19 protein-coding genes and 1 pseudogene are annotated in these 20,486 nt (G+C 65.9%); 14 read left to right on the top strand and 6 right to left on the bottom strand.

From position 1 onward, the window contains the following. Positions 1 to 6 precede the first annotated feature (6 nt). Positions 7 to 1,511, top strand: a pseudogene (locus FPZ24_RS08665) (Ppx/GppA phosphatase family protein). Here FPZ24_RS08665 and FPZ24_RS08660 read toward each other — a convergent pair. After that, positions 1,508 to 1,786, bottom strand: a complete 279-nt coding sequence (locus tag FPZ24_RS08660) for an I78 family peptidase inhibitor (RefSeq protein ID WP_186729160.1) — start codon at positions 1,784 to 1,786, stop codon at positions 1,508 to 1,510. The pseudogene FPZ24_RS08665 and the gene FPZ24_RS08660 sit on opposite strands and share 4 nt — an antisense overlap. Further along, on the bottom strand, positions 1,783 to 2,961 hold the full coding sequence (gene rnd / locus FPZ24_RS08655) for a ribonuclease D (RefSeq protein WP_146571121.1): 1,179 nt from the start codon (positions 2,959 to 2,961) through the stop codon (positions 1,783 to 1,785). Before rnd ends, FPZ24_RS08660 begins: the two co-directional genes overlap by 4 nt. Positions 2,962 to 3,065: 104 nt before the next feature. On the opposite strand from rnd, the gene aspS reads away from it, so the two are divergent. The 4 genes from aspS to FPZ24_RS08635 are packed head-to-tail and all read left to right on the top strand — an operon-like array spanning position 3,066 to position 7,015. Then, positions 3,066 to 4,901 (top strand): aspartate--tRNA ligase, encoded by a 1,836-nt coding sequence (gene aspS / locus FPZ24_RS08650; RefSeq protein WP_146571119.1) that lies wholly within the window; start codon positions 3,066 to 3,068, stop codon positions 4,899 to 4,901. Between the two features lie 34 nt (positions 4,902 to 4,935). Further along, entirely contained in the window at positions 4,936 to 5,343 is a 408-nt protein-coding gene (locus FPZ24_RS08645; RefSeq protein WP_146571117.1) for a hypothetical protein, read from the top strand. A gap of 48 nt (positions 5,344 to 5,391) precedes the next feature. Beyond that, positions 5,392 to 5,658, top strand: coding sequence for a DUF6356 family protein (locus FPZ24_RS08640; protein WP_146571115.1), 267 nt, complete (start codon positions 5,392 to 5,394; stop codon positions 5,656 to 5,658). A gap of 4 nt (positions 5,659 to 5,662) precedes the next feature. Then, positions 5,663 to 7,015: an FAD/NAD(P)-binding protein gene (locus FPZ24_RS08635; RefSeq protein WP_146571112.1), complete on the top strand. Its 1,353-nt coding sequence runs from the start codon at positions 5,663 to 5,665 to the stop codon at positions 7,013 to 7,015. Between the two features lie 127 nt (positions 7,016 to 7,142). On the opposite strand, the gene FPZ24_RS08630 is transcribed toward FPZ24_RS08635, so the two are convergent. Further along, positions 7,143 to 7,772 (bottom strand): carbonic anhydrase, encoded by a 630-nt coding sequence (locus tag FPZ24_RS08630; RefSeq protein WP_146571110.1) that lies wholly within the window; start codon positions 7,770 to 7,772, stop codon positions 7,143 to 7,145. 65 nt (positions 7,773 to 7,837) lie between these two features. Between FPZ24_RS08630 and lipA the strand changes: the two genes are divergently transcribed. Together lipA and FPZ24_RS08620 are read left to right on the top strand one after the other, a co-directional pair. Next, positions 7,838 to 8,761 (top strand): lipoyl synthase, encoded by a 924-nt coding sequence (lipA, locus tag FPZ24_RS08625; protein ID WP_146571108.1) that lies wholly within the window; start codon positions 7,838 to 7,840, stop codon positions 8,759 to 8,761. Beyond that, entirely contained in the window at positions 8,745 to 9,221 is a 477-nt protein-coding gene (locus FPZ24_RS08620; RefSeq protein WP_146571106.1) for a type II toxin-antitoxin system RatA family toxin, read from the top strand. The genes lipA and FPZ24_RS08620 overlap by 17 nt, the downstream gene beginning before the upstream one ends. Here FPZ24_RS08620 and FPZ24_RS08615 read toward each other — a convergent pair. From FPZ24_RS08615 to FPZ24_RS08605, 3 genes are read right to left on the bottom strand one after another with little or no spacing between them, the layout of a single operon-like run. Continuing rightward, a complete protein-coding gene (locus FPZ24_RS08615; RefSeq protein WP_146571104.1) occupies positions 9,164 to 9,685 on the bottom strand; it encodes a CinA family protein in 522 nt (173 codons plus the stop codon). The genes FPZ24_RS08620 and FPZ24_RS08615 overlap by 58 nt on opposite strands. Then, positions 9,682 to 10,218 (bottom strand): hypothetical protein, encoded by a 537-nt coding sequence (locus FPZ24_RS08610; protein ID WP_146571102.1) that lies wholly within the window; start codon positions 10,216 to 10,218, stop codon positions 9,682 to 9,684. The genes FPZ24_RS08615 and FPZ24_RS08610 overlap by 4 nt, the downstream gene beginning before the upstream one ends. Positions 10,219 to 10,227: 9 nt before the next feature. Further along, the gene (locus FPZ24_RS08605) at positions 10,228 to 11,358 is read right to left on the bottom strand and encodes a bifunctional 2-C-methyl-D-erythritol 4-phosphate cytidylyltransferase/2-C-methyl-D-erythritol 2,4-cyclodiphosphate synthase (RefSeq protein WP_146571100.1); all 1,131 of its coding nucleotides are present in this window, start codon (positions 11,356 to 11,358) and stop codon (positions 10,228 to 10,230) included. 78 nt (positions 11,359 to 11,436) lie between these two features. On the opposite strand from FPZ24_RS08605, the gene dusB reads away from it, so the two are divergent. From dusB to hflX, 7 genes are all read left to right on the top strand, one after another. Beyond that, on the top strand, positions 11,437 to 12,435 hold the full coding sequence (gene dusB, locus FPZ24_RS08600) for a tRNA dihydrouridine synthase DusB (protein ID WP_146571098.1): 999 nt from the start codon (positions 11,437 to 11,439) through the stop codon (positions 12,433 to 12,435). After that, entirely contained in the window at positions 12,404 to 13,480 is a 1,077-nt protein-coding gene (locus FPZ24_RS08595; protein ID WP_146571096.1) for a two-component system sensor histidine kinase NtrB, read from the top strand. The genes dusB and FPZ24_RS08595 overlap by 32 nt, the downstream gene beginning before the upstream one ends. After that, on the top strand, positions 13,477 to 14,907 hold the full coding sequence (gene ntrC, locus FPZ24_RS08590) for a nitrogen regulation protein NR(I) (protein WP_146571094.1): 1,431 nt from the start codon (positions 13,477 to 13,479) through the stop codon (positions 14,905 to 14,907). The genes FPZ24_RS08595 and ntrC overlap by 4 nt, the downstream gene beginning before the upstream one ends. A 104-nt stretch (positions 14,908 to 15,011) precedes the next feature. Then, positions 15,012 to 17,201 (top strand): sensor histidine kinase NtrY-like, encoded by a 2,190-nt coding sequence (locus FPZ24_RS08585; protein WP_146571092.1) that lies wholly within the window; start codon positions 15,012 to 15,014, stop codon positions 17,199 to 17,201. Then, on the top strand, positions 17,198 to 18,568 hold the full coding sequence (gene ntrX, locus FPZ24_RS08580; protein WP_146571090.1) for a nitrogen assimilation response regulator NtrX: 1,371 nt from the start codon (positions 17,198 to 17,200) through the stop codon (positions 18,566 to 18,568). The genes FPZ24_RS08585 and ntrX overlap by 4 nt, the downstream gene beginning before the upstream one ends. Before the next feature lie 129 nt (positions 18,569 to 18,697). Next, positions 18,698 to 19,189 carry an RNA chaperone Hfq gene (gene hfq / locus FPZ24_RS08575; protein ID WP_146571088.1) on the top strand — a complete coding sequence of 164 codons (492 nt, stop codon included), beginning with the start codon at positions 18,698 to 18,700 and terminating at the stop codon, positions 19,187 to 19,189. Beyond that, complete coding sequence (gene hflX / locus FPZ24_RS08570) at positions 19,186 to 20,472, top strand: GTPase HflX (RefSeq protein WP_146571086.1); 1,287 nt, start codon at positions 19,186 to 19,188, stop codon at positions 20,470 to 20,472. The genes hfq and hflX overlap by 4 nt, the downstream gene beginning before the upstream one ends. The last annotated feature ends 14 nt before the right edge of the window (positions 20,473 to 20,486 follow it).

The following is a 20,486-nucleotide window of genomic DNA, read 5'->3' as shown; positions in this document are numbered from 1 at the left end:
TTTCGCATGGCAACGCTCCTGTTCAACAAGCCCCGCGCCGACGCCGCGGCGGATGCGCCGCCGCGGACGGCGATCATCGATATCGGCTCGAACTCGATCCGTCTCGTCGTCTATCAAGGTCCGGCGCGGCTGCCCGCGACCCTGTTCAACGAAAAGGTCATGGCCGGGCTCGGCAAGGGGTTGGCGCAGAACGGCAAACTTGCGCCAGACGCGATCGCACTGGCGACCGAGACGCTGGAACGGTTCGCGGCCCTGGCGCATGAAATGGAAGTCACCTCGCTGCGCACGGTCGCCACCGCTGCCGTGCGCGACGCCCTAACGGCCGCGTCCTGCTGGACGCTGCGGCGCGGATAGGGTTGCCGGTCGAACTACTGACGGGCGAACAGGAAGCGATCGCCGCCGGGATGGGCGTGCTGTCCGCCATTCCCGACGCGGACGGGATCGTCGGCGACCTCGGCGGCGGCAGCTTGGAGCTGGTGCGCGTCAAGAAAGGCGAGATTCGCGACCGCGTGTCGTTCCCGCTCGGCGTGCTGCGCGTCGCGGCCTTGCGCGAAAAGGGCCGGGGCGCGATCGACCGCCGTGTCGCGAAACTACTCGATCAGGCCGGTTGGTCGGGGAAAGGTAAGGGATTGCCGCTCTATCTGGTCGGCGGCTCGTGGCGCAGCCTCGGGCGGCTCGACATGACGCTGAAACGCTATCCGTTACCCGTCATCCAGCAATATGCGATGTCGCCGGCGTCGATCGCGCGGCTGGTGCGCACGGTCAGCCATGTCGGCAAGGGGCGATTGAAGGACGTTCCCGGCATTTCCTCGCAGCGCGCGCCGATGCTCAACGATGCGGCGGCGTTGCTCGCGTCGCTGCTTCGACACCTCAAGAGCGAACGCACGATCGTGTCGAGCTTCGGGCTGCGCGAAGGATTGTTGTACGAGGCGCTCGATACCGAGACTCGGAAACAGGATCCGTTGATCGTGTCCGCGCGCGCCGACGGCCAGCGCCTGGGCCGCTTTCCCGAACATGGCGACTTGCTCGACCGGTGGATCGCGCCGTTGTTCGAGGATTCCGCCGCCATGGCGCGGCTGCGTCACGCCGCGTGCCTGTTGGCCGATGTCGGCTGGCACGCCAATCCAGAGTTCCGCGCCGAACGCGGTGTCGAGATCGCGCTGCACGGCAATTGGGTAGCGGTGGACGCGCGCGGGCGGGCGATCATCGCGCAAGCCTTGTGGACGTCGCTCGGTGGCGGATCGGGTACGCCGTCGGGGCTCGACCAGCTTGCCGCTCCGGCCGATCTCAAGCGCGCGATATTGTGGGGTCTCGCCATGCGTTTGGGCCAGCGTTTGTCTGGCGGCGTCGCCGGGCCGCTCGAGCGATCGACGCTGGGGGAGGACGGTACCGCACTGACGTTGCACCTCGCCGGCAACGACCTCGCGCTATATGGCGAGGCAGTACAAAAGCGTCATACGGCGCTGGCTGCGGCCTGTGACCGCCAACCGCTGTTGACGGGCGAACCCTAGCCGCAGGTAAAGCGCGTGATGATGCCGTCCGCATCGGTGTAGATATTGAGCCGATCCTCGCGATAATCCATCGTCACCGCTTGGCCAGGACGAATACCGCGACTGTCTTTGACACCGGCGCGCTTCATCGATTCGTGGATCAGGTCGACCGTCAATTTCTTGCCGACCAATGTGTCCAGCCGCGCGGTCGTGCACTTCTTATCGGATGTGTCGGCCAATGGCGGCTGCGGCGCGCACGCGACCAGACATAGGGCTGCGAGAGCGATTGCCTTCACGATGCCGTCTCCTCCGTCCGCGTCATCCGCAGCTTGCCGTTGACCACCGCGAAGGCCAACCGTCCTTCGACCAGATCGAGCGCTTCGTGGCCGAACTGGTCGTAGCGCCAGCCTTCGAGAATCGAGAGCCCGTCTCGCTGCCCGGCAGCCAGCGCCTCCAGCTCCTCCGACCGCGCGAGCAAGCGCGATGCGACGTCGATGTCGCGCGAACGGATCTTGAGCAGTAGCTTCAGCAAGTCCGCCACCAGCGCACCGTCCTTGCCGAGTCCGGGCTTACGGTCGTCGCGCGGCGGCATTTCGGCAGAGCCGAGCGGCTTGGCATCCTCGAGCGCCGCCATCAGCCGTCCGCCGATATCGTTGCCCGCCCAGGTCGCCGACAGCCCGCGGACACGCGCGAGGTCGCTCTGCTTCTTCGGCGGGTGGCTGGCGAGGTCGGCCAGCGTCTCGTCCTTGACGATGCGGCCGCGCGGCAGGTTCTTGCCCCGCGCTTCCATCTCGCGCCACCGCGCCAGCGACTTCAGTCGGCCCAGCACCTCGGGCTTGCGACCCGCGATGCGCACGCGTTTCCACGCCAGGTCGGGATCGTTGGCGTAGTTGGCGGGATCGGCGATCCGCTCCATTTCCTGATCGAGCCACGCGCCGCGCCCGGTCGTCTTCAATCGCGCGAGCATCTTGGGGAAAATCTTGGCGAGATGCGTGACGTCGCCGATCGCGTAATCGACCTGGCGCGTCTCGAGCGGCCGCCGCGCCCAGTCGGTGAACCGGGCGCCCTTGTCGACCTGAATGCCCAGCCAGCTATCGACCAGGTTCGAATACCCGATCTGTTCGCCTTGCCCCAGCGCCATCGCCGCGATCTGCGTGTCGAACAGCGGATGTGGCGTTTTCGCGGTTAGATTATAGATGATTTCAATGTCTTGTCCGCCAGCATGAAAGACCTTGAGCACGTCCTCGTTGTTCACCAACAGGTCGAGCAAGGGCTGCAGATCGATCCCCGGCAGCATCGGATCGATCGCCGCGGCCTCGTTCTCGTCGGCGATCTGGATCAGGCAAAGCTCCGGCCAGAACGTGCTCTCGCGCATGAATTCGGTGTCGACGCACACGAACGGAGATTGGGCGAGCCGCGTGCAGAGATTGGCGAGGGCGGCGCTGTCCTCGATCAGACCATGGATATGCATCTTGACCCCATAGCGAGGTGCGCGCGCTTGACAAAGGGCGGTGTGGCGACAAAGCGCATCGGCTTTCCGGCCCTGTGCCGTTTCCAACACACCGAGTAGAGATCATGCACGCCTATCGTTCGCACACTTGCGCCGCCCTGACCGCTGCAGAGGTCGGACAGGACGTCCGACTGTCGGGCTGGGTGCACCGCAAGCGCGACCATGGCGGCGTGCTGTTCGTCGATCTGCGCGACCATTACGGCATCACCCAGGTGGTGGCGGACAGCGACAGCCCGGCGCTGGCGATCCTCGAAGGGTTGCGCGCGGAATCGGTTATTACGATCGACGGCACGGTGAAGGCGCGCGCCGAGGGCACGGCAAACGCCAACCTCGCGACCGGCGAAATCGAAGTGTTCGCAAAGAGCGTCACGATCCAGTCGGCGGCGCAGGAATTGCCGCTGCCGGTGGCGGGCGAGGCAGATTATCCCGAGGATATCCGCCTGCGCTACCGCTTCCTCGATCTCCGTCGCGAGAAGCTCCACGCCAATATCGTGCTGCGCTCGAACGTCATTTCGAGCCTGCGCCGCCGCATGGTCGATCAGGGGTTCACCGAATTCCAGACGCCGATCCTGACCGCATCGAGCCCCGAGGGCGCACGCGACTATCTGGTCCCCAGCCGCGTCCATCCGGGCAAGTTCTACGCGCTTCCCCAGGCGCCGCAGATGTTCAAGCAGCTGCTGATGGTCGCCGGGTTCGACCGCTATTTCCAGATCGCGCCGTGCTTCCGCGATGAGGATGCGCGCGCCGACCGTTCGCCCGGCGAGTTCTATCAGCTTGATTTCGAGATGAGCTACGTCACGCAGGACGACGTGTTCGCGGCGATCGAGCCGGTGCTGCACGGCGTGTTCGAGGAATTCGCGAATTGGCAGGATAAGGGCCGCACCGTCAGCCCGCTGCCGTTCAAGCGCATCCCGTACCGGGAATCGATGCTCAAGTACGGATCCGACAAGCCCGATCTGCGCAACCCGATCCTGATCACCGACGTCTCCGAGCAGTTCAAGGGCTCGGGCTTCGGCCGCTTCGCGTCGATGGTGGAAGCGGGCGACGTCGTCCGCGCGCTGCCGGCGCCGAACACCGCCGAGAAATCGCGCAAATTCTTCGACGATATGAACAGCTGGGCGCAGGGCGAGGGCTTCCCCGGCCTCGGCTATGCGACGCAGAAGGACGGCGTGTTCGGCGGGCCGATCGCGAACAATCACGGGCAGGAGGGCATGAAGGCGATCGCCGACGCGCTCGGCCTCGGCCCGAACGACGGCATCTTCTTCGCGGCCGGCAAGGAAGGCCAAGCGGCCAAGCTCGCCGGTCTCGCCCGCACGCGTGTCGCCGAACAGCTCGAACTGATCGACGCGAACCGCTTCGAATTCTGCTGGATCGTCGATTTCCCGATGTTCGAATATGACGAGGACGCGAAGAAGGTCGATTTCAGCCACAACCCGTTCTCGATGCCGCAGGGCGAGCTGGAAGCGCTGAACACGAAAGACCCGCTCGATATCCTGGCGTATCAGTACGACATCGTCTGCAACGGCGTGGAGCTGTCGTCGGGCGCGATCCGGAACCACCGGCCCGAGATCATGTACAAGGCGTTCGAGATCGCGGGTTATACCCAAGCCGATGTCGACACCAACTTCGCCGGCATGATCAACGCGTTCAAGTTCGGCGCGCCCCCGCATGGTGGCTCTGCCCCCGGCGTCGACCGCATCGTCATGCTGCTGGCCGACGAGCCCAACATCCGCGAGGTAATCGTCTTCCCGATGACGCAGAAGGCCGAAGACCTGATGATGGGCGCGCCGAACTTCGCGACCAACAAGCAGTTGCGCGAGCTCAACATCCGCCTGGTCGAACAGGCCGGTGCGGCGAAGGCCGCGCCGATCGCCGAAGCCGTCGATCCCGCCGCGGGCTAACCGCGCGTTTACTCGGCGACGGTAAGAGGCGGGCATGTCGCTCGCCTCCGCCATCCGCCTCGGCCTGGTCAACGCCGTCGTTTCCATCCTGCTCTTCGGCGCGGTGCTGATGGGGCTGATCGTGCTGTTCGATCCGCGCGCCAATCCGCTGACCTGGCCGTTCCTGGCGACGACGATCGTCACGTTGGTCGGCCCGGGCATGCTGGTGATCGATCTCGTCGCCGCGGCGATCGCGTCGATGGCGAAGAAGTCGATATCGTCGGCGCATCTCGTCGCGCTGATCGTCGCGATCTGCCTGGCGCTCGGCTATCTCGGCGCCGGACGCGTCGCGATTATCCGCCCGGATATCATCGGCTTGATCCGCTGCGCGTTCGTCGCGGCGCTCGCGTTGCCGTGGCTGGTGGGCGCCGGCATCGTGAAGGTCGCGCGCAAGCCGGCCTGACGCTGGCGGCAGGTTCACTTCGGCGCCGCGCGGCGCTAGAACGCCGCCATGATCGACCGCTACTTCCTCAGCCACCCGCGCAGCGTGGGTGAGACCTATACCGAACACGCCGCGACCGCGTTCGGCTTCGGCATCCGCATGATGGGTGGCGGGATCGCCGCGATGATCCACGGCGTGTTTCCGTCGCTCTGCACGCGGACGGCTAGCAACACGGTCAAGACGCTCTACGGCCGGATGAAATCGCGCCAGCCCAATTTCGCCGAGCGACCGCCCGCCTTCACCGAACCCGATTGGCAGCTCGAATACGAGATCTGACGCGATGATTCGTCATGTCGCGATCATCGGGGCGGGGTTTTCCGGCACGCTCCAGGCGATCAACCTGCTGCGCCACGACGGCCCGCGCGCAACCCTGATCGAGCGCGCCGACGAGCCCGGCAAGGGACTGGCCTATGGCGCCGCCTATCCCGACCACGTCCTCAACGTTCGCGCGTCGAACATGAGCGCGCTGCCCGACGATCCGGGCCACTTCGTCCGCTGGCTGGCGGCGAACGGGCGCGAGGATGCCGGCGCGACGTTCGTTCAGCGCGTGACGTACGGGACCTATCTGCGCGACCAGCTGAACGAGGCGCTCGCCAAGTCGGGCGACCGGCTGACGGTGGTGAAGGCTGACGTCCGCGATGTGCAGCAGACGGGCGTGGGGGCAGCGGTCACGCTGACCGACGGCCGGACGATCGCGGCCGATACCGCCGTGCTCGCGGTCGGCAACCTGCCGCCGCACGATCCGCCCGGTTTCGGCGATTCGCTGTCGGCCGATCGTTACAAGAGCGACCCATGGGACCGCAGCGTGCCGCTGGGCTTAAGCGACGACGACACCGTGCTGTTGATCGGCACGGGCCTCACGATGGTCGACATCGCGCTGTTGCTCGAGTCGAGCGGGTTCAAGGGGCGGATCGTCGCGCTGTCGCGGCGTGGGCTGCTGCCGCACCGCCACGACGCGCCTGGCCCGATGCACGCCAAGCTGGCCGAGCGTCCGGTCGCGCCACCGTCCGAACTCGTGGCGATGGTGCGCGGGCGGGGCGAGGAGATCGGCTGGCGCAGCGCGGTCGACGAATTGCGCCCCTATACCCAGGCAATGTGGGCCAACGGCACCGATGCCGAACGCCAGCGCTTCCTGCGTCATTTGCGGCCATGGTGGGACGTCCACCGCCACCGCCTCGCGCCGCAGGTCGCCGATCGCCTCGCGGCAATGCAGGCGCGCGGGCAACTGGAGGTTGTCGCCGGCAAGACGATTGCCGCCGAGGAGGGGCCGGATGGCATCGCCGTGACATGGCGCCGCCGCGGCAGCGACTCACCGGAGACGTTGGTCGTGCAACGCATCATCAACTGCACCGGGCCGCAGGGCGACCTGACGCGCACGACCGAGCCGCTGCTCGCGACGTTGCAGCAGCGCGGCGTCGTGCGCGCCGATCCCGCGCGGCTGGGGCTCGATGTCGACGGCTGCGCGCGGACGATCGCGGCCAATGGCGAGCCCAACGAATGGCTCTATGCACTCGGTCCGATGACGCGCGGTGCGTTCTGGGAAATCGTCGCGGTCCCCGACATCCGCCAACAGACGTGGAACCTCGCGCGGCGCTTGTCGAACGCGCAGTGGGTTGGGGGCGAGGGGCTTTAATTTGCTGGAAATGTTGGATTTCGTCTGACAGGCCCAACGGATGCCAGCACGTTCGATCACAAGCCGCCAATACCGGCCCGCCCAAACCGACCGCGTTAGTGTAACCCTGGTGTCACCTTAGCGCCGCTCAGGCCGGTGCGAACTCGCCTGATTTGTCCATGATGTGCAGCACCCCGTCAGCGATCGCGAAGTACGCCCCGCGTAGCGCCAGCGTACCCGCCGCTTCGCGCTGGGCGACGAAGGGGAAAGTGCGGAGGTTCGCGATCGAGACGCGCACCGTTTCCATTTCCAGGGCGCGCGTGGCCTCGGGACCCGTGCCGTGTTCCGCAACGATCTGCGCGCGGGCGTCCTGCAGCATGTCGACCCAATGCGCGACGAATCCGCCTTCGCCCGGCGCCGCGCCGTCGAACACCCCGGTCAGCGACGCCTTCACGCCACCGCACGAGCCGTGGCCCATGACGACGATCTCCGGCACTTCGAGCTGCGTCACCGCGAACTCGACCGCGGCCGATACGCCGTGGCGCCCGCCGCCGGTCTCGAACGGCGGGACCAGGTTGGCGATGTTGCGCACGGTAAAGATTTCACCGGGTACGGTGTCGAAGATCTGAGCCGGATCGACTCGGCTGTCGGAGCAGGCGATGACCATCACTTGCGGGCTCTGGCCCTCGGTCAATTCCTCCCACCGGCTGCGGTGGCGGCGATACTCGCTGGTACGAAAGCGGCGATAGCCGTCGATCAGGTCGCTGAAATCGGTCATGGCGCGTCTCTGCCAAGGCGGAGAAGGGGTGGCAAGGGCGGCGCGGGATCGCTATCTGCGCGCTCATGAACGAGATTTCGCCTGTCGCCCGCGAGCCGCGCGTCCGCAAGCCCGATTGGATTCGCGTCAAGGCGCCGGGCGGCACTGCGTTCGCCGAAACGAAGGCGCTGATGCGCCGCCTCAACCTGGCGACGGTGTGCGAGGAAGCGGCGTGCCCGAACATCGGCGAGTGCTGGACGAAGAAGCACGCGACGGTGATGATCCTGGGCGACACCTGCACGCGGGCCTGCGCGTTCTGTAATGTGAAGACGGGGATGCCGCGCGCCGTCGATCCGCTCGAGCCCGAACATGTCGCGGTCGCCGCCGCCGAGCTGGGGCTGGAGCATATCGTGGTGACCTCGGTCGACCGCGACGATCTGCCCGATGGCGGCGCGAGCCAGTTCGTCAAGGTGATCGAGGCGTTGCGCCGCAACACGCCGAACACGACGATCGAGATCCTGACGCCCGATTTTCGCAACAAGGCGCAGGCCGCGGTCGAATCGATCGTCCAGGCGCGGCCGGACGTCTACAATCACAACCTCGAAACCGTGCCGCGTTTGTACCCGACGATCCGCCCGGGCGCGCGCTATTACGCATCTTTGCGCCTGCTGGAGAGCGTGAAGACGCACGACCCGTCAATCTTCACCAAGTCGGGCGTTATGCTCGGCCTCGGCGAAGAACGCCTCGAAGTGCATCAGGTCATGGACGACATGCGCTCCGCCGACGTCGATTTCCTGACGATGGGGCAGTATCTTCAGCCGACGCCGCGCCATACGAAGGTGATGGACTTCGTCAGCCCGCAGGCGTTCGACGCCTATGCCGCGATCGCGCGGGCGAAGGGTTTCCTGCTGGTCGCGAGTTCGCCGCTCACGCGGTCGAGCTATCACGCGGGTGACGATTTCGCGAAGATGAAGGCAGCGCGGGACGCGAAGATTGCCCAGGCACGCTGAGACTCGTCGGCTTCCCTACACGCCGGAGCAGATGTTCGATCTGGTGGCCGATGTCGGCCGTTATGCCGAATTTCTGCCTTGGGTCACGGCGGTGCGGATCCGGTCGAACGGTGCGACGGAGATGGTTGCGGACCTGATCGTCGGCTTCAAGGGGCTGCGCGAGACCTTCACGTCGAAAGTGCAGAAGACCCGGCCGGATACGATCCATGTCGACTATCTCGACGGTCCGCTCAAATACCTGACCAACGACTGGACGTTCCGCCCTGCGCCCGGCGGGTGCGAGGTCGACTTCGCGGTGGATTTCGCGTTCAAGAACAAGATGTTCGAGATGCTGGCCGGGCAGGTCTTCGGCCAAGCGCTACGCAAGATGATCGGCGCGTTCGAAGATCGCGCGGCGGCGCTCTATTCGCCGTCGAACTCGCGCGGCATCAACAGTTCGAGCGCGACGAGCGCGGCCTGAAGCCGCACCCCGCCGCGCCCAAGGTCACCGAAATCCTTGCGGTCGGCGATCACGTCGGACGGATCGGCATCGCGCTCGGCGCGGGCGAAGACGACCGTACCGACCGGCTTCTTGTCGCTCCCGCCGCCCGGCCCGGCAATGCCCGTAATCGCCACCGCGATATCGGCATGCGTCGCCTCCAGCGCGCCCTGCGCCATCGACCAGGCGGTCGCGATCGACACCGCGCCGAACGTGTCGAGCACGTCGTTGCTGACCTTGAGCAATTCGTGCTTCGACTCGTTCGAATAGGTCACGAGCCCGCCCAGCAAGACCTCGGACGACCCCGGTATTTCGGTGATCGCTGCCGCTACAAGACCACCCGTACAGCTCTCGGCGAGCGCGAAGCGGCGGCCGAGCGCACGGTTCGCCTCCACCACGCGGCGCGCGGCATCGACCAGCTCGGCGGGAAGGACGGTGTCGGTCACTTGGGTGCGGGCGGCATGGCAGCGGTAGCCGCCGGGCAGATCGCGAACGGCCCTTTACCACCCTTCGTCCCGCTCGCCGCTGCCAACGCAGCGAGTCCTGCGACGTTGGCGGGCGGTAACGGTGCGACCAGCGACACTGCGCGCTCGATCGTCAGGCAGTCCGCCGGTTTGAGCTTCTCCGATGCCATCGCGCCGACCATCGGTCCCATCATCGGCTTGAGCGCCGCCGGGTCCATGCCCTTCATGTCGGGGCCAGCCATCTTGCCGATCACCGGCAAGGCGGTCGCCCATGCGGCAGTGGCGGCGGCGTCGTAAGGCGCGACGAACGCCGCGAGCCCGCTGCGTAACGTGGCCGTTTCGGGCAACGACGGCGTGCACTTGGTCGCAACCGCGCGGATCGTATCGGGCGCTAACGCCAGGAATACGCTTTGCGCCTCGGCGTCGGTCAGGCACGGCTTCGTTTCGGCCGCTTGCGCGGTCGTCGCCGCCATGCCCATCCACAGCGCGATAGTCGCGCGCATCGTCTTGTTCATCGTACGCCCTTATACCCTAGTGGTCACGACAGCCTGCGCCGCAATCCCTTCGCCGCGCCCGGTAAAGCCCAGCCGCTCGGTCGTCGTCGCCTTGACGCTAATTTGATCGGGCGCAAGTCCCAACAGCGCCGCGATGCGATCCCGAATCGGTTCACGCCACGGCCCAATCTTGGGCGCCTCGCACATGATCGTCAGGTCGACGAAGTCGATCACACCGCCCTGCGCGGCCACCAGCGATGCCGCGTGCTGCAGAAACTGCCCCGATTCCGCGCCACGCCATTGCGGATCGCTGGGCGGGAAATGCGTTCCGATATCGCCCGCCGCGATCGTCCCGAGAACGGCGTCCGTGATCGCATGCAGCGCGACATCGGCGTCGCTATGCCCCGACAGCCCCTTGTCATGCGGAATCAGCACGCCGCCGAGCCACAATTCCTCGCCCTCGACCAGCCGATGAACGTCGAACCCCATCGCCGTCCGCACGCGCATGCTTGCCTCCAATCGTGCTTCGGCGAGCGCAAGGTCGCCGGGATAGGTGATCTTGTCGAGCAACGGATCGCCCACGACACTGACGACGTCGTACCCCGCGCGGCGCAGGATCTGCGCATCGTCGGTCGCCTCCTCGCCCTCAGGCCATGCCCGATGCGCAGCGAGGATCGCGGCGAAATCGAACGCTTGCGGCGTCTGGACGCGCGCCAGTGTCGATCGGTCGATAACATCGCCAATCCGAACACCGCCCCGTACTAGAGTGTCGGCAACGGGGAGGACCGGCACAGCGCCCCGCGCGTTGTCGAGCGCTTCGAGCAGACGGTCGACAATAGCTTTCGGTATGGTCGGTCGAGCCGCGTCATGGATCAAGACCCGCGCTGCACCACCGGTTGCCGCGATTGCTTCCAGGCCATTGCGCACGGACTCGCGACGTGTCTCGCCACCGGCAACGCTTGCGCCCATCACGGACGCCTCCTGGCTCGGCGCGACAACCGTCAGAACGGACTGGATCGCGGGATGACCAGCAAACGCGCGTCGCGCATGCTCGACCAGGGGTACGCGGCCAAGCAACTGAAACTGCTTGGGCACATCGCCGCCCGCGCGTTCGCCTTTGCCGGCGGCGACGATCAACGCGACGGTATCCGAACTTGCCATGCCGCGCGCCTAGCGAACCTGCGCAAACCTTGCCAGCGGCAACCCGATCCCTGTAGGCGCTGCCCGATTTTTAGGCACATGAGCAAACTCGCCCCCATCCAGGTCGGTCCGGTCCGGATCGAGACCCCCGTGATCCTCGCGCCGATGACAGGCGTGAGCGATTTGCCGTTCCGTCGCCTCGTGCGCCGCTTCGGTTCGGGGCTCAACGTTACCGAGATGATCGCCAGCCAGGCCGCGATCCGCGAAACGCGCCAGTCGATCCAGAAGGCGATGTGGGACGCGATCGAGGAGCCGGTGTCGATGCAACTCGTCGGCTGCACGCCCTACGAGATGGGCGAAGCGGCCAAGCTCGCCGAGGACAAGGGCGCGGCGATCGTCGACATCAACATGGGCTGCCCGGTCCGCAAGGTGACCAATGGCGATGCCGGGTCGGCGCTGATGCGGGACCTGAAGCTGGCGAGCGCGATCGTCGATGCGTGCGTGAAGGCGGTGAAAGTGCCCGTCACGCTCAAGATGCGGATGGGGTGGGATCTCGACAGCCTGAACGCTCCCGAGCTTGCGCACATTGCCGAGAGCCTGGGCTGCCAGATGGTTACCGTCCATGGCCGCACGCGCAACCAGATGTACAAAGGCGAGGCCGACTGGGCGTTTGTCCGCTCGGTCAAGGAAGCGGTGACGATCCCGGTTATCGTCAACGGCGACATTTGCTCGCCCGAGGACGCCGACACCGCGCTCGCGCAATCGGGTGCCGACGGCGTGATGATCGGGCGCGGGTCTTATGGGCGTCCCTGGTTGCTCAACCAGGTGATGGCACACCTGTCGTCGGGTCGGACGATCGACGATCCGACGATCGGCGAGCAATATGACGTGATTGCAGGGCATTATGACGAAATGCTCGCGCACTACGGCATCGAAGTCGGCGTCAACATGATGCGCAAGCATATCGGCTGGTACACAAAGGGTCTCGATGGTTCGGCGGCGTTCCGCAACACCGTCAACCAGGAAGCCGATCCCAACCGGGTCAAGGCGATGCTCGCCGAATTCTATGCCCCCTGGCGACACCGCGCTGCCGCTTGAGGCGCGGGATGCGCCGAGTTTCGCGGAACTGTTCGCGGGACTGCCGATCGCGATCCTGGTAATCGACCCGGCGGGACGCGTCGCCAGTGCCAATGGCGAATGCGAGGTGCTGCTCAATCTATCCGAACGTGCGATGCGGATGATGCCGTTGGACAGCGTGCTAAAGTCGCCGCCGAATGCCGGAGATGGCCGCGCGGTATCTGCGTTCGACATCGATATCGGCACCGATCGCACCGGCCGGCTGCGGGTGGATTATTACGACACAGCGATCGCCGACCGGCCCGGCTGGCGTGCGATCGCGCTGCATCCGTCGGGCGACTCGCGTCGTGTCGGGCAATCTGCCGAGCGGGGCGGCGCGCGCGCGGCGATCGGTGCGGCGGCGATGCTGGCGCACGAAATCAAGAACCCGCTGTCGGGTATTCGCGGCGCTGCGCAGTTGCTGGCAGGCGAGGGGGCGGGGGAGGAACTGACCTCGCTGATCACGACCGAGGTCGATCGCATCGCCGCGCTGATCGACAAGATGCAGGACTTCACCGATCGCCGGCCATTGACCACCGAGCCCGCAAATATCTACCCCTTGCTGGATCATGCCCGTCGTGTCGCGCAGACCGGCTTCGCGCGCCATGTCAGCATCGAGGAGAGCTTCGACCCTTCGCTGCCGCCGGTGTTGATCGACCGCGATGCGTTGCTGCAGATTTTGATCAACCTGTTGAAAAACGCCGCCGAAGCGCTCGATGACGTCAAGGCGCCGCGTATTCTGATCAGCACGGCGTACCGCCACGGGCTGGCGGTCGATGCGGGGCCCGGTCAGCCCCGTCGTCGCTTGCCGATCGAACTGTGCATTGCGGACAACGGACCCGGCGCACCCGCCGATATCGCCGATCACCTGTTCAATCCGTTCGTGTCGGGCAAGCCCGAAGGGCAGGGGCTTGGCCTCGCCTTGGTCGAGAAGCTGGTCCGCGACATGGGCGGCGTAGTGCAATATGCGCGCGAGGGGGCGCCCGAAATGACTGTGTTCCGTATCCTGCTGGCGAGGGGCGAATGAGCCGCACCGGCAACATTCTGGTCCTCGACGACGACGCGGCGATCCGCACCGTCGTGTCGCACGCGCTGCGGCGCGCGGGGCATAGCGTCACGGTCACGGCGAGCCTGGCGGAGTTCAATCGCGAACTGCGGATCAACATCCCCGATGTCGTGATCAGCGACGTGGTGCTGCCAGACGGCAATGGGCTCGACATGGTCGCCGGCCTGGCCGAGGCCTATCCGCAATTGCCGGTGATCGTCCTGTCGGCGCAGAACACGCTGACCACGGCGGTGCGCGCGACCGAGGTGGGCGCGTATGATTATCTGCCCAAGCCGTTCGATCTCGACGACCTGACCCGCGCGGTCGATGGCGCGCTCGCGAGGCGCGGGGCTGGCGAAAGCGATCCCGTCGATGCCGAGGACCGCGCGTTGCCGCTGATCGGGCGGTCGCCGGCGATGCAGGACGTCTATCGCGTCATCGCGCGTGTCATTTCCAACGACCTGACCGTGATGATCTCGGGCGAATCCGGCACCGGCAAGGAACTCGTCGCGCGCGCGATCCACGATCTCGGGCCGCGTCGGAATGCGCCGTTCCTGGCGATCAATATGGCCGCGATCCCGCGCGAATTGATCGAAGCGGAACTGTTCGGACACGAACGCGGTGCCTTCACCGGCGCGCAAGCCCGCACCGCCGGCCGCTTCGAACAGGCGGCCGGCGGGACATTGTTCCTCGACGAGATCGGCGACATGCCGGTCGAGGCGCAGACACGCCTGCTGCGCGTCCTGCAGTCGGGCGAGTTCACGACGGTCGGGGGTGCGCGAACGATCAAGGCCGACGTGCGGATTGTGGCGGCGACCAACCGCGACCTCGATTCGCTGGTCCAATCGGGCCATTTCCGCGAAGACTTGTTTTATCGTCTCAACGTCGTTCCCGTCGCGCTGCCGTCGTTGCGCGAGCGGCGTCAGGACATCGCGTTGCTCGCCCGGCACTTCCTCGATCGCGCGGCGGAGCAGGGTTTGCCGCGCAAACGCCTCGACGAAGCGGCGGTGCGTGCGCTCGAGACGTACGACTGGCCCGGCAACGTCCGCGAACTCGAAAACATTATGCGCCGCCTGGCCGTGTTGAGCCGCGACGAAGTGATCGGCGCGAGCGAGCTTAGCGTCATGTTGGGAACGCCGACCGGCGTATCCACGCCGAGCGATGTCAGTCTCGACGCGGCCGTCCGCGCGCGGATCGACCGGCTGGCCCGCGAAGACCCACGCGGGATCGACGACGGCACGCTCTACGAACGGATCATTTCCGAGGTGGAGCGGCCGCTGATCGAAGCGATGCTCGCGCGTCATGGCGGCAATCAACTGCGCGCCGCCCGCGCGATGGGGATCAATCGCAACACGTTGCGGAAGCGGCTTGATACGCTCGAAATCGACGTGGACGGTGCGGCAGAATGAGGCCTAAGCGCGACACTTAGCCTTAATTATGTGTTTTCTCGGCCACAAACGCGTTGTAATCCTGCAACGATGAATGGTGAGGCGACCACCGCCGAGACCCCCGCATCTGGGGCCGGCGCCTTCGGATCAATCCCGCGATCGAGCTCGGGCTGCTCGCGCTCGCCATTGGCGTTGCCATCGCCACCTATTTTATCGTCCGCGGCGGACAGGCGCCGCAACAGCTGCTGACGCCACCACTCGTCGCGAGCCTGTTGGTCGCCAACCTCGTTTGCTGTGGCAGCCTGATCGTGCTGTTCGGTCGCCGTATCGCGCGGCGCCGCTCGGTCATTTCCGACGCTCGCGGCCGCGCGCAGCTGCACGTCCGCCTCGTCGCGATCTTCTCGATCCTGGCCAGCGTGCCGACCATCCTGCTTGCGGTGATTGCGTCGGTCCTGTTCCAATACGGCGCCGAATTCTGGTCGTCGGGCCGCGTTCGCGACGTCATCGAGAACAGTAAGAACCTGGCCGAAGCGTCGTACAGCGAGCTGGTCAGCTATGTCGACAAAGAGAATGTCGCGATGGCCAGCGACATCAACCTGATGATCTTCACCAAGAAATGGGCGGTCGGCAGTCCGGATTTCCACGAAAACTACTTACGCGATGTCTATCAGCGCAGCCTGTCCAATTCGATCATCTTCTCGGTCGAGCCGGACGGGAAAATCCTGTTCCGCGATCGCGTCGTCAATTCGGATCAGTTCGAAGACAAGATCCTGCCGGAAGACGTGAAACGGGTCGCGGCCGGCCAGCCGGTGCGCGGCACCAACAGCCAACGCACTTATTCGCTGGCCGTCATCCCCGACACGAATCTGTTGCTGTATTCGACGCGCGAGGGCGGCGCGGCCGAGATGGCCAAGCGGCTCACTTTGGCCAACCGCACCGTGGCCGACTATAACGGGCTCCGCGCCAGGTCGCGCGCGATCCAGCTGCAGTTCAATGCTGCGCTGCTCGTCATATCGCTGCTGATCATCGCGATCGCCGTCTGGATCGCGCTTGTGGTCGCCGATCGGCTGGTGCGGCCGGTCAACCAATTGGTCGGCGCGGCGCGGCGCGTTGCGGACGGCGATCTTACCGCGCGCGTACCCGATCCGCGCGCCGAGGACGAAGTCGGTACACTCGCCCGCGCGTTCAACGCGATGACCAGTCGTCTCGCTGCCCAGACCGGCGCGCTCGAGAGCCGCCGCGCGCTTATCGAGGCGGTGATGTCGGGGGTCAGCGCCGGTGTCATTTCGGTCGGCGGCGACGGCGCGATCCGGCTGATCAACGCGTCGGCGGCGAACCTCCTCAAGCTCGAAGAAGAAACGGCGGTCGGGGCGCAACTCGACGACATTTCGCCCGACCTTGCCGAAATGCTTGCGGGCGACGCACGCGAGGGGATCGTGGAGCTCACCGCCGCTGGAGAGAAGCGCACGCTCGCGGTGCGCGTTACCGCCGACGATGACGGGCGCGTGCTGACCTTCGATGACATCACCCAGCAATTGCTCGACCAGCGCCGCGCCGCCTGGTCCGACGTCGCCCGCCGCATCGCGCACGAGATCAAGAACCCGCTGACCCCGATCCAACTCGCCGCCGAGCGACTCCAGCGTCGCTATGGCAAGGCGATCGAGGAAGGCGACACGATTTTCGGCCAGTTGACCGACACGATCGTCCGGCAGGTCGGCGATCTGCGCCGGATGGTCGACGAATTCTCGTCGTTCGCGCGCATGCCCAAGCCGGTATTCCATCAGGAATCCTTGATCGACCTGACGCGCCAGGCCCTGTTCCTGCACGAAGTCGCGCACCCGGCGATCCGCTTCTCGCTGTCGGCGCCCGACACGCTGCCGCTGGTGTGCGACCGTCGCCAGATCGGCCAGGCGCTGACCAATATTGTCAAGAACGCGGTCGAGGCGATCGAGGCGCGCGGCGAAGGATTGGCCGGCATGGTCGCGGTAACGCTGGCGCTCGGCGAACGCGACGCGACCGTCGAAGTCGCTGACGATGGCATCGGCCTACCCGTCGAGCGCGACCGCATCGTCGAGCCCTATATGACGACCCGCGCGCGCGGCACCGGCCTGGGCCTCGCGATCGTCAAGAAGATCATCGAGGAACATTGCGGCACCATCGCCTTCGCCGACCGGCCGGGCGGCGGCACCGTCGTCACGATCGTGTTCGATACCGCAGCGCTTCAGGCAATGCTCGAAGACGGCCCAGAACTGACAGAAACCAGCCAGGGCGAGGGCGCACTCGCCATGCTCACCAGAACCGGACAGAAACCATGAGCCTCGATATTCTCGTCGTCGACGACGAGCAGGACATTCGCGAACTCGTCGCGGGCGTGCTCCAGGACGAAGGGTACGAGACCCGCGCCGCCGGCGACAGCGATGCTGCGCTCGAGGCGATCGCGGTGCGGCGCCCCAGTCTGGTGCTGCTCGATGTGTGGCTGCAGGGCTCGCGGCTCGACGGGCTCGATCTGCTCGACGAGATCAAGCGGCGCGATCCGTCGATCCCGGTGCTCGTGATTTCCGGTCACGGCAATCTCGACACCGCGGTCGCCGCGATTCGTCGCGGGGCGGTCGATTTCATCGAAAAGCCGTTCAACGCCGACCGTCTGCTGCTGATGGTGGCGCGTGCGACCGAGACCGAGCGGTTGCGCCAGGAAGTCGCGTCGCTGCGCGCCTCGATCGGTCGCGACACCGACCTCACCGGCAATTCCGCCGCCATCAACACCGTCCGCGCCACGTTGAAGCGCGTCGCCGGCACCGGCAGCCGCGTGCTGATCATGGGCTCGGCCGGTGTCGGCAAGGAAGTCGCCGCGCGGCTGCTGCACAGCTGGAGCCAGCGCGCGCAGGGACCGTTCGTCATCGTCAGCGCGGCGCGGATGACCCCGGAGCGGGTCGAGGAGGAGCTGTTCGGCGTCGAGGAGAATGGCGATCTGGTCCGTACCGGCCTGCTCGAACAGGCGCACGGCGGCACGTTGTTCCTCGACGAGATCGCCGACATGCCGGTCGCGACGCAGGGCCGCATCCTGCGCGTGCTGACCGATCAGAGCTTCACGCGTGTCGGTGGCCAGCGGATGGTCAAGGTCGACGTCCGCGTGGTCTCCGCGACCGCGCGCGACTTGACCGAGGAAATCGCCGAAGGTCGATTCCGCGAGGACCTCTATTACCGCCTCAACGTCGTGCCCGTCACGATCCCACCGCTGACCGATCGCCGCGAGGACATTCCGTCGCTGGTCGAGCATTTCGTCGCGCATTATGCCAGCGAGCGCCGCGTCCCGACGCCCGAGGTCGCCGACGACGCGATGGTCGCGCTCCAGAGCTACGAATGGCCGGGCAATGTCCGCCAGCTCCGCAACGTCGTCGAACGCACCATCATCCTCGCCCCAGGCGACCGGATTGGCCGGATTGATGTGGATCTGCTTCCTGCGGAGGTTTTGGGCGGGAACGGCGACGGCGTCGGCGCGTCGGCGATGATGGGCGCCCCCTTGCGCGAAGCCCGCGAGACGTTCGAACGCGAGTATCTCCGCGTCCAGATCCGGCGCTTTTCGGGCAACATTTCGCGCACCGCGACCTTCATCGGCATGGAACGCTCCGCCTTGCACAGAAAGCTCAAGCTGCTCGGTATCACCGACAGCCGCGAAGACTGATTTTCCTGCGCTGGACGTAACGGCCGCGTCACCATACATTGGTAGCGCGGGCGCCGAACGGGCGCACGTGTTCGACGCCGGAAAACGGCGCCTAGCGGGGGAGGGCCCGCCAAGACCAAGGACCGAATAATGGCCGAAAAACAGACTTCGCTTCAGGACCTTTTCCTCAACGCGCTGCGCAAATCGAAGACCCCGGTGACGATGTTCCTCGTCAAGGGCGTCAAGCTGCAGGGCATCGTCACGTGGTTCGACAATTTCAGCGTGCTGCTGCGCCGCGACGGTCAGTCGCAGCTGATCTACAAGCATGCCATTTCGACCATCATGCCGTCGAACCCGATCGATATCGGCGCGATCGTCGATGCCGTGGGCGAAGCGCAGAAAAAGGCGCTTTTGCTCCAGGAAATCTTCCTGAACGCCGTTCGCAAGTCCGAGGACAGCGTGACGATGTTCCTGGTCAACGGCGTCATGCTCCAGGGACATATCGCGTCGTTCGACCTGTTCTGTATGCTGCTCGAACGCGAAGGCATGGCACAATTGGTCTACAAGCATGCCGTGTCGACCATTCAGCCGTCGCGTCCGCTGAATTTGGCCGAAGATTCAAGCGATTCGACCGAAGATTGACCACGGGATTCGAACGTGATCGCGACGACTTCGCCCGCGGGGCGAGGGCGATCGTCGTGCTGCCCGATCAGGGCAATGCCAGCCGCGATGCCGATGCCCGGCTCGCGGAGACGGCGGGGCTTGCGTTGGCGATCGGCGTCGAGGTGGTCGAGAAGATCGCTTTCCGTGTCCGCGCGCCCAAGCCCGCGACGCTGATCGGATCGGGGCAAGTCGAGCAGCTTGCCGCGCAGGTGCGAATGGAGGAAGCGGGGCTGGTTGTGATCGACGGCTCGCTGACGCCGGTCCAGCAACGCAACCTCGAAACCGCGCTCGAAGCCAAGGTAATCGACCGCACCGGGCTGATCCTGGAAATCTTCGGCGAGCGCGCCGCGACCGCGGAAGGGCGGCTGCAAGTCGAACTCGCGCATCTCGACTATCAGGCCGGCCGGCTGGTGCGGAGTTGGACTCACCTCGAACGCCAGCGCGGCGGCTTCGGCTTCCTCGGCGGCCCGGGCGAAACCCAGATCGAAGCCGACCGGCGCTTGATCCGCGACCGCATGGCGCGGCTCCGCAAGGAACTCGATCAGGTCAGCCGTACGCGTGGCCTCCACCGCGATCGCCGTCAGCGTGCACCGTGGCCGATCATTGCGCTCGTCGGCTACACCAACGCCGGAAAGTCCACGCTGTTCAATCGCCTGACCGGTGCTGACGTCATGGCGGAAGACCTGCTGTTCGCGACGCTCGATCCGACTCTCCGGCAGATTTCGTTGCCGGGAATCGACAAGGCGATCTTGTCGGACACCGTGGGATTCGTGTCCGAACTGCCGACGCAATTGGTCGCGGCGTTCAAGGCGACGCTCGAAGAGGTCGTGTCGGCCGACCTGCTGATCCATGTCCGCGACATCGCGCATCCGGATACCGAGGCGCAGCGGGCCGACGTCGAATCCGTGTTGGCCGAGATCGGCGTGTCGGAAACGACACCGCGGTTCGAGGCGTGGAACAAGCTCGATCTGCTCGACGACGACGCCCGCGCAGACGCGACGGCCGATGCGGCACGGCGCGACGATGTCGTGGCGCTATCCGCGATGACCGGGGAAGGGGTGGATGTCCTCGTTCGAGAAGTGGCGGCGAAGCTGACCGCGGGCCACCGGCGCTACACGATCCGGCTCGACGCCGGCGACGGTGCTGCGGCCGCCTGGCTGCATCAGCATGGTGAAGTGCTGGGCAGCGATACCCAGGGTGATACGGCGATCTACGACGTGCGCATGTCGCCCGCGGATTACGATCGCTTCGAGCAGCGATAAGGGAACAGAGCACG

The sequence above is a fragment of the Sphingomonas panacisoli genome (genome assembly GCF_007859635.1).
GTDB lineage: Bacteria > Pseudomonadota > Alphaproteobacteria > Sphingomonadales > Sphingomonadaceae > Sphingomonas > Sphingomonas panacisoli.
This window is presented reverse-complemented; position numbering and strand designations above follow the sequence as displayed.